Here is a 4,379-nt window from a genome sequence, read left to right as displayed (position 1 = left end):
GCGCGTCCGCGGCCCGTCGTAGAGTGTGTGGCCGCCGGGCCCGCCCGGCCCGCTGGCGTGGCGCAATCGGTAGCGCACCTGTCTTGTAAACAGGTGGTTGGGGGTTCGAGTCCCCCCGCCAGCTCTCGCTCCTGAGCACTCGTCACCTGCCCACCCGCGGTACTCGTTGAGGTGAACGAAGCGAGTGGCACACGCGATGCATGGTCCTAGTTCCGGATGGCTTGATGGCACCAGTGAATCGCTCATCACTTGAAAGCGAGTCGTTTGGATCGTGCCCTCTTCCCACGTCGCGATCCCGGTCGGAGTGGGTGCCAACCTTCGGTAGGGGCGTGGGTATCTTGCTCGAAGAGTTTACTTGTATCGAGTAGGGGACAGGATGGATAGGACTCTGGCTTGGACGATCGCTGGCGTCGCTGCAGCCGTAGTGTTTGGGCTTGTCGCCTTTTCGGGTTTCACGCTCAAGGAAGACGTGCTCAAAAGTGGCAGGACCACATCCCCGGCCGGCGGCTCTCCCTCACCCACCGGCTTGTCGACTACAACCGCTCCTGAACCGAGCCGGTCAACCAGGAGCGCTGCAACCAACACCCCACCCAGCCGGTCAGACGGCACGGGCGGCCTCGCCAAGATTGTTGTGGATGTTGACGTAGATGGCTCGATTGCGGTGGGTGAGCGGGTCGGCCCGAATCTGTGGCAGTTGTCCGAGTTTGGCGGGGAGTCGCTCGTTGAGCTCAGTGTTGCGTGGGACGGGCGAGATTCCGACGGTATCACGATCGAGGGTGAGGAATGCCAGATGTTGATCCAGACCTCGGGCCCTGAGGACATACCGTCCTTCCGATCCGGACAATGCACAGACGGGCACCATGGCGCACTAAACGCCGCCTCGAACTACATAGCCATTTCCAAACCGGGCAAGTACACCGTCACGGTCGTTGACCAAGTGAGCAAGACCAAGGGAAGTACAACCTTCAAGGTGGTCCGCTGACAGATGCAAGGTGGATGGCGAAGCGGTGCCACGTCCGGCAGCTCGAGGAGCGGAGCGAAATTCGTGAGCGGGGCGCTCCGGGCCGGTCAGCAGAAGGACGGTCGCCGCTACCGGGGCCCATGGTCGACCTGGCGATCCGTCGGACCCGCGTGGCGCCAGGCGACGGCCGCCTGGACCACGGCGAAGGCGATGAGGACGGCGAAGAGCAGCCAGTACCCGAAGTGCACGACGATTACGCCGACCACGATCGGGAACCCCAGGATGGCGGTCTGGAAGACGAGCCCGGCGACCGGTAGGACGAAGGGCCGCACGCTCGACGGTGACACCGTGACGGCGTGGGCCAGCGTCGTCGGCAGGGCCAGACCGTAGGCGGCGCCGAGAAGCGCGGACGCCGCCGCGTAGGCCACCGCGTTCGCGCCGACGACGAGGAACGCTGCCACGGCCATCACCATGACGCTGGTCGCGATGCTCGCCACCCGGGCCTGGTCGAACCGTCTCGTCCAGGGGGCGACGACGAAGCGCGCAGCGATCACGGCGACGGTGTACGCCACGTAGAACACCGAGTAGTCCAGCCCTCGGGCGTCGGCGAAGGTCGTCTGGAACTGGGTCATCGTCGTGAAGAGGCAGGCGAAGAGCCCGATGACGAGCAGCCACGGTCCGACGTCCGAGCGCGCCACTGACCCGGCGGTCCGGGCGAGACCCTCCCGCGGTCCTGCCCGTCGGACGTCGCGGCGGTCCGGTGTCGACAGCGCCGTCACGACCGTGGCCACGAGGGCGACGACGCAGACCAGGCCCGCGACGACGAAGGGTCCCGCGCAGGCCGAGCGAGGTCTGGAAGATCCACCGTCCGAGCACCGGTCCGAGACCGATGCCCAGCTGCTGCACCCCCGTGAGGTACCCGAAATAGGTGACACGTCCGGACTCGGTGACCATCCCGTCGACGACCATCGGCATCACCGTGTACACCGCGGCCCAGGTCGTCCCGAGCGCCAGACCCACGACGACCAGCGGGTGCCAGCTCCCGCCGACCGCGGCCGAGCTCGCGGCGGCCGCACCGAAGACGGCCACGCTCGCGGCGAGCACCCACTCGGCGCGGACCGCGTCGGGGTGCCGGGCGAGGAGGGTCAGCGTCAGGGCCGCGGGGAGGACCGCCGCCGACAGCACCGTTCCGAAGTCGGCCTCGCTCCCGCCCAGCTCCTGGACGAGGAGCGGGAGGAGCAGCATCATCCCGTAGCCCAGCGAGATCCCCAGGGCCGCGGTCATCACCGCCAGGACCGCAGGCCGGCGCACGCCCGGACGTAGCGGCCCCTCCGACGGGCGCTTGTCCTCCACGGCTTGCACGCCCCGTCAGCCCCTCGTGGACGAGGTCACGACCCCGACGCGAACGGGGCCGGCATGGATCGGACCGCGGCAGGAGCGGCGAAGCCGAGGAAGAGGAAGCAGTCGGTGAGCTCGAGCTCGAGGACGGCCGGGCCGTCCGCCGTGGGGACCAGGTCGACCCGGGCGTAGGACAGACGCCCGCGCCCGCCCGGGACGGCGGCCAGGGCGCGCTCGGCCAGCGCCACCTGCTGCCGGCTCGGCGTGACCGCACGGGTCGTCGGGAGCACGTCCGCCACCCCCACCGGGGTCCGCACGCCGACACGGTCCAGGAGCGGCCGTCGCGAGACCGCATGCGAGAGCCGGTCCCCGAGGTAGACCAGGCTCGTCTCTCCGTGCGTGTCGATGCCGTGGGTGTACGGCTGCACGAGCACGTCACGACCTGCCCGGTGGAGCGACTCGATGTGCAGCTGCGCGTCCCGGTCGACGGCCGAGGGGAACCGTCCGGTGTCCGCGGCGGCGCCACTGACCGCGGGCTTGACGACGACGTCCGTCCACGCGGGCCGTCCGGTGTCCCCGACGGGCAGGAGCCTCGTCGGCACCACGGGAACCCCCGCGCGCTCGAGGTCCAGCAGGTACCGCTTGTCGGTGTTCCAGCGCAGGACGTCGGCGGGGTTGACCGTGCGCGGACACGACTCGGCCCAGGCGAGGAACTGGTCACGACGGCGCGGGTAGTCCCACGTGCTGCGCACCAGCACCCGGTCGAACTCGGCCCAGTCCACGGACGGGTCGTCCCACGCGTGGACGACGTGTCGCACGCCCAGGTCCCGGAGGCCGCCGCGAAGGACGTCGGCGTCGTCGTCGAGGTCGGGGGCGGCGGCGCACGTGGCGACGGCGAGCGGAGGAGGCATCACGCGAGCATGGCAAGATGACAACTTGTTGTCGATATGCTGTATGTCAGGCTGGGCCGTGCCCTCCGGACGGTCCCCCCACACCACCGACGAGCGGCTGCTGCGCGCCTACCGCAGCCTGATCGCCGACGTCCACGAGCTGGCGCACGTGACCCAGCGCATCAGCGACTCCGAGGCCCGGGCCGTCGGGGCCACGGCCAGCCAGTGGCACGTCCTGAGCGTGCTGTCCGTCGGACCGAGGACCGTCCCGTCGGTGGCACGGCGGCTCGGGCTCTCCCGCCAGGCCGTCCAGCGCACCGTCGACGACCTCGTCCTCCACGGGCTCCTGGTCCTGCGGCCCAACCCCGAGCACCGGACGTCCCCGCTGCTCGAGATCACCGGAGCGGGGACGCGACTGCAGGCGCTGCTGTACTCGTCAAGCGACGCAGCCCGGCTCGACGTCATCGCACAGGCCTCGTTGTCGCCCGAGGAGCTCGAGTCGGCCTTCGCCGTCGTCCGTCGACTCCTCGACGCCATGGCGCCGCACTCCCAGCGCGACCCCGAGTAGCAGGCATGCCCGAGAACCCCACCGGAGGTGAACACCCCCTGGGGTCTCAGGCCACGCCGGCGATCCGAATGAGGTCGGGGACGGCCACGTCGCCGGTGGTCGTGAAGGGCGGCCCGGGAGTCCAGGCCGGTGAGGCGTTGAGGTAGGAGTCGCGGTCGCCGGCCAGCAGCCCGGCCACGACCTCGGTGACGATGCGTCCGCCAGTCTCACCGAGCCGGGTGCCGGTCTCGCGGACCTCGGCCTCCCGCAGGACGTACCAGAACAGGGGGGCCTCGCCGTCCCGTCCGAGCTCCTGCGCGGAGAGGACGCGGACGCCGAGCTTCTTCGCGACCGTCTGGCCCGACGGCAGACCGAGGGTGGAGCCCCGCATGAGGTTGCGCTGGGCGAGGTTGGCCAGACCCGTACCGACGACGGCCGCGCCGACGATGCTGGCGGGCATGGCGTGCAGCGGCGGGGTGAGGTGGGTGTCGATCCTGCGGCACATCGCCGGGGTGGACCCGTCGACCGGGAAGAAGTGTCCCCAGTCGATGGTGTGACCGGCGGGAAGGCGGCGGAACCCCTGCATGTCGTTCGCGCCGCCGAAGAACGGGACGTCCGGGTTCGCGGCATTGAGGGGATAGGA

The 4,379-nt window shown here is 70.0% G+C and carries 4 protein-coding genes, 1 tRNA gene and 2 pseudogenes; 3 read left to right on the top strand and 4 right to left on the bottom strand.

Going from position 1 to position 4,379, the window contains the following annotated elements:
- Positions 1-51: 51 nt before the first annotated feature.
- Positions 52-124 (top strand) — tRNA-Thr (locus tag EPD83_RS19815).
- 252 nt (positions 125-376) lie between these two features.
- Positions 377-982 carry a hypothetical protein gene (locus EPD83_RS19810; protein WP_165567048.1) on the top strand — a complete coding sequence of 202 codons (606 nt, stop codon included), beginning with the start codon at positions 377-379 and terminating at the stop codon, positions 980-982.
- 107 nt (positions 983-1,089) lie between these two features.
- Here the strand turns inward: EPD83_RS19810 and EPD83_RS20825 are convergent, their stop codons facing one another.
- The 3 genes and pseudogenes from EPD83_RS20825 to EPD83_RS19795 all read right to left on the bottom strand — a co-directional run bounded on the left by EPD83_RS20825 (position 1,090) and on the right by EPD83_RS19795 (position 3,210).
- Positions 1,090-1,896, bottom strand: coding sequence for an MFS transporter (locus tag EPD83_RS20825; protein WP_407676042.1), 807 nt, complete (start codon positions 1,894-1,896; stop codon positions 1,090-1,092).
- Positions 1,805-2,245 (bottom strand): annotated as a pseudogene (locus EPD83_RS21115) (MFS transporter); the annotation flags it as partial. The gene EPD83_RS20825 and the pseudogene EPD83_RS21115, both read right to left, overlap by 92 nt.
- Positions 2,246-2,349: 104 nt before the next feature.
- On the bottom strand, positions 2,350-3,210 hold the full coding sequence (locus EPD83_RS19795; protein WP_128366858.1) for an ATP-grasp domain-containing protein: 861 nt from the start codon (positions 3,208-3,210) through the stop codon (positions 2,350-2,352).
- Positions 3,211-3,268: 58 nt separating this feature from the next.
- On the opposite strand from EPD83_RS19795, the gene EPD83_RS19790 reads away from it, so the two are divergent.
- Positions 3,269-3,757 (top strand): MarR family winged helix-turn-helix transcriptional regulator, encoded by a 489-nt coding sequence (locus EPD83_RS19790; RefSeq protein WP_205859638.1) that lies wholly within the window; start codon positions 3,269-3,271, stop codon positions 3,755-3,757.
- Positions 3,758-3,803: 46 nt separating this feature from the next.
- On the opposite strand, the pseudogene EPD83_RS19785 reads toward EPD83_RS19790, so the two are convergent.
- Positions 3,804-4,379, bottom strand: a pseudogene (locus tag EPD83_RS19785) (hypothetical protein); the annotation flags it as partial.

This window comes from Phycicoccus flavus (assembly GCF_004025965.2).
Classification (GTDB): domain Bacteria; phylum Actinomycetota; class Actinomycetes; order Actinomycetales; family Dermatophilaceae; genus Phycicoccus; species Phycicoccus flavus.
This window is presented reverse-complemented; position numbering and strand designations above follow the sequence as displayed.

Bases quoted from the DNA above. Each gene is read 5' to 3' on its own strand.
- EPD83_RS19810 (WP_165567048.1), top strand. From the start codon at position 377: ATGGATAGGACTCTGGCTTGGACGATCGCTGGCGTCGCTGCAGCCGTA.
- EPD83_RS19795 (WP_128366858.1), bottom strand. From the start codon at position 3,210: ATGCCTCCTCCGCTCGCCGTCGCCACGTGCGCCGCCGCCCCCGACCTC.